Origin of the sequence: Mycobacterium sp., assembly GCF_049683935.1 — a bacterium.
Classification (GTDB): domain Bacteria; phylum Actinomycetota; class Actinomycetes; order Mycobacteriales; family Mycobacteriaceae; genus Mycobacterium.
Genome location: NZ_JBAUJR010000324.1, coordinates 1 through 4,558, shown reverse-complemented (window position 1 = coordinate 4,558; position 4,558 = coordinate 1). Strand labels below are relative to the sequence as shown.

3 protein-coding genes are annotated in these 4,558 nt (G+C 68.8%); all 3 read left to right on the top strand.

Going from position 1 to position 4,558, the window contains the following annotated elements:
• Window positions 1-128: 128 nt before the first annotated feature.
• Window positions 129-3,227: a helicase HerA domain-containing protein gene (locus tag WA965_RS19290; RefSeq protein WP_526301267.1), complete on the top strand. Its 3,099-nt coding sequence runs from the start codon at window positions 129-131 to the stop codon at window positions 3,225-3,227.
• 25 nt (window positions 3,228-3,252) lie between these two features.
• Complete coding sequence (locus WA965_RS19285) at window positions 3,253-4,302, top strand: ketopantoate reductase family protein (protein WP_526301269.1); 1,050 nt, start codon at window positions 3,253-3,255, stop codon at window positions 4,300-4,302.
• On the top strand, window positions 4,302-4,558 hold a 257-nt coding region (locus WA965_RS19280; protein ID WP_526447945.1), incomplete at its 3' end, for a rhodanese-like domain-containing protein. The genes WA965_RS19285 and WA965_RS19280, both read left to right, overlap by 1 nt.

The following is a 4,558-nucleotide window of genomic DNA, read 5'->3' as shown; positions in this document are numbered from 1 at the left end:
GCGCTGCACCGCGCTCCGGGCGTCAGCGTCATCCCACAGGAGGACCAGAAAGTCTTGACCGCCGAGGACCGCGCCGCCGCCGTCGTCATCGGGGACCGGCCCAAGCATCTGATCGCGATCGAGGCGTGATGGACACACGACACCGGGATGCGCTCGCTTCGCTGCGGCTGACCTGGGCGCCTACCTCAGACGACCTGTGGCGACCGCAGGCCGCCACCCACGTGACGGGCCTCAACGAGCACGCCGTCGACGACGTCATGGATGCCTTCGGCGACGCGCTGCGCGACGAGAGCTCCAACCCGCTCGGTGTCGTCATCCGCGGCCCGGCGGGGTCGGGCAAGACCCATCTACTCGGTCAGATTCGCGAGCGTGTGCAGGCCGACAGCGGCTTCTTCTTCGTCGTCGAACTGCTCGACGCCGCCAGCTTCTGGCAATCGGTGCGCAGCGGCATCCTGGAGAGCCTCGGCCGCCCGGGCGCACAGCGAGAGACGCAGTTGAAGGATCTGCTGTGGGATCTGTCGTCGCTGGCCCATGTGTCGCGTGCCGATCGGCGGGCCATCATCGGTGACGACGACCTGGATGCCGAAACGCTCTACCGCTTCATCAAGGCGCTGTCGGCCGCTGCGAAAGAGACGGTGCGGCAATGTCATCAGACGCTCCGGGCGCTGGTGCTGCTCGGGTCCAACGACTTCATCGCCCACGACATCGGTGAAGGCTTCCTGCAGGGCAGCGAGGAATTCAGCGTCGAAGAACGCGGACCGTGGGGATTGCGCGCGGCCCCGGCGTCGGCGCAGGAGTGTGTCCGCGACATCTCACGCCTGGTCGCGCTGGCGGGGCCGTCAGTGCTCGCCGTCGACCAGATCGACACGCTGCTCGCTCAGTCGCTGGCAGGAACATCGGGTGACGGAGTGCTCGAACAGGTCGCCCACGGGTTGATGTCGTTGCGGCAGACGACGCGGCGCACCGTGCCGGTGGTGGCCTGTCTGCCTGCGGTGTGGGAACACATCCAGGACCGCGCTGCGGCCAGCGTCGCCGATCGCTTCCGGGTGACGGGCGTGCTGACGCCTCTGCCCAGCGCCGACATCGGACGCGCCATCCTGGAGCGCAGGTTCGCGGCGAGCTATGCATCGGCGGGATTCACCCCGCCGTACCCGAGTTGGCCGCTGGCACCGGTGGCGTTCGAGGAGGCGCCGTCCTACACGCCACGCCAACTGCTGATCCGGGCCGATACTCACGTGCGGGAGTGCCTCAAGCACGGCGAGATCGTCGAGCTCGAACACCTCGGCGCCGACGACCAGCCGTCGTGGGAAGCTCAGGGCGACATCGGAACAGCTTCGGCCTCTGCGGCGTTGGACCGGCGGTTCGCCGAGTACCGGCGACGTGCGGTGCCCGAGGCGGCCGTGGCACACGACGGCGAAGACATCACGATGCCCGAGTTGCTGTCGGCGGCGCTGCGGGCATGGATCACCGAGCGCGACGGTGAGAGCATGTTCGTATCCGACCCGCCACCGGGCACGCACGTCATGCTGCATGCCCGGCTGCGCGAAAGCCTGGACAGCGACACCGACGACGAGCGGCACTGGGCATTCCGTGCCATCGCAGCGTCCAACGCCAGCGCCGCGCTGAGCCGGGTGCGAAAGGCGCTGACTGCCACCGGATTCAGCTCGGGATCGGACCGTCGGCAGCTGTTCCTGCTGCGCAATGCGCCGTGGCCGAGCGGCAAGACGACCGCCGCGGAGATCGACGTGTTCCACGCGGCGGGTGGCCGCACGCTGCCGCTGTCCGAGGATGACGTGCGCACCATGACGGCGCTGCGCGATCTGATCGACGACGACGATCCGGAGCTGACCGCGTGGTTGCGGGCCCGCAGGCCGGCTCACGGTCTGATGTTGTTGGCGCAGACGCTGGCAGCCGACGACGACGCGCCCGAACCCGTCGTCGTCGCAGAGGGTGAACCGGAGCCTGCGTCCGAGCCGGTCGACGATCACACCGTCTCCGCGACGGAGATCCCGCTCGGTCTCGACCTGAAAACCGAAGAACCGGTGACGATCCCGCTGTCAGCGTTACGCAAGCATGTGGCGATCTTCGCCGGCTCGGGGTCGGGGAAGACGGTGCTGATCCGCCGTCTCGTCGAGGAGTGCGCGCTGCGGGGCGTGTCGTCGATCGTGCTCGACCCCAACAACGACCTGTCGCGGCTGGGGACGGCGTGGCCGCAACAGCCGTCCGGGTGGCGGCGCTCCGACGGTGCGCGTGCCGACGACTACCTGACCAACACCGAGGTGAAGATCTGGACGCCGCGCCGCACCAACGGCCGCCCGCTGGCGTTCCAGCCGTTGCCCGACTTCTCCAGCGTCGTCGACGACTTCGACGAGTTCACCGAGGCGGTCGAGTCGGCATGCGAGGCGCTCGAACCGCGGGCCCTGATCTCGGGAAAGACTCAGAAGGCCAACCGGGCACGCGCAGTGCTGCGGGAAGCGTTGCAACACTACGCCAGAACGGCGGAGCCGACGCTCGGTGGTTTCATCCGGTTGCTCGCCGACCTTCCCGAGGACGTCAGCAACATGGCCGGCGCTCATCAGATCGCCGGTGACCTCTCCCAGGATCTGCGGGCGGCGATGGTCAACGATCCGATGTTCGGTGGCGGCGGCACTCCCGTCGACCCCGGCGTGCTGCTGACGCCGGCCGACGGGCACCGCGCCCGGGTATCGGTGATCAGCATGATCGGTCTGCCCTCGGACGAGCAGCGGCAGAGCTTCGTCAACCAGCTTCAGATGGCGCTGTTCGCCTGGATCAAGCGCAATCCGGCAGGAGATCGCCCGCTCGGCGGCCTGCTGGTGATGGACGAAGCCCAGAACTTCGCACCGGCAAAGGGATTCACCGCGTGCACCCGCAGCACCCTGGCGCTGTCGTCGCAGGCCCGCAAGTACGGCCTCGGCCTGGTCTTCGCGACACAGGCGCCCAAGGGGGTCAACCACAACATCCCCGGCAACGCCGCCACGCAGTTCTACGGGCTGCTGAACTCGCCGGCACAGATCGAGGCAGCCCGCGAGATGGCCCGTGCCAAGGGTGGTCTGGTCCCCGACATCAGCAGGCTGCGGGCCGGCAACTTCTACGTCGCGACCGAGGGTGAATCCTTCCACCGGATCGTCGCGCCGTGGTGTCTGTCCTACCACCCGGCGAGTCCACCGTCAGCGGAAGACGTGCTCGCCCTGGCGACTTCGGCGTAGTTTCGCCGCTGAGAGGAGTTCGACAGTGTCCCACCGCTACATCGTGATAGGTGCCGGCGCGATCGGCGGGACCATCGGTGGAGTACTCGCCCGCTACGGCGCCGACGTGGTGCTGGTGGCCCGCGGCGAACACGCGCGCGCTCTCGCCGACAACGGTCTGACACTGCGGACCCCCGACGGTGTGTTCCAGATTCCGGTCTCCGTCGCCGCCGCACCGGACGAGGTCCGCCTGACCTCTCGCGATGTCCTGGTGTTCGCGACCAAGACGCATCAACTCGACGCCGCGCTGCAGGAGTGGGTCGACCGGCCGGTGTACGACAGCACAGCCACCGTGGGCAGCGCAGGTGAGCTGCTGCCGGTCCTGACGGCCCTCAACGGCGTAGTGGCAGAAGACAAGACGCTGCGCTTCTTCGCCAGGGTCTTCGGAGTGTGCGTGTGGATGCCCGCCGCCCACGTCACGCCCGGCGAGGTGATCACGAAGTCGTGGCCGGTGGCCGGACAGTTCCACGTGGCGCGCTGGCCGGCATCCCTGGCCACGCCCGACGACCGCGCCTTGCTCGAGGAGATCGCCGCCACGTGGACACCGGCCGGCATCATCGTCGCTCTGCCGCCCGACGTCGCACCGTGGAAGTACAACAAACTGCTGAGCAACCTCACCAATGCCGTTGTCGCGCTGACAGGCTCGGAGCGTGACGGCGCGGTCGCCACCGCGGTCAAGGACGAGGGTGAGGCGGTGCTCGCCGAAGCCGGCATCGAGTACGTGCCGTTCGACGTGTCGACAGCCGCCCGCGCAAAGGGCCCGACGATGCGGCCGGTGGCCGGCGCCGAAGAGGTGATCTCGAACTCGACGTGGCAGTCGCTGGCCCGCAACAGCGGCAGCATCGAGACCGACTTCCTCAACGGCGAGATCGTGCGCATCGCACACGCGTACGGGGGCGCAGCACCCTTGAACACCGCGCTGGCCCGGCTGGCCAGGGACACCGCACATTCGGGCCGCGGCCCCGGGGAGTTCACCGAACAGGAGTTGGGGCAGCGGCTGGGGTTGACCGATGGATCCGCGACCGGGAGGAACTGATGAGCCTCCGCGAGCACGTTTTCATCACCGCCGACCAGTTGGCGCGTCGGCTCGACGCCGGCGAGCAGATCACGCTGCTCGACGTGCGGTGGTCGCTGCCCGAACCGGACGGCGTCGCGGCCTATGAGGCAGGCCATCTGCCCGGCGCGGTGTACGTGTCCCTCGACGATGAACTCACCGACCACACGGTGCCCGGCCGTGGCCGCCATCCGCTGCCGTCGGGGCGCCCGCTGCAGGTAGCCGCGCGGCGCTGGGG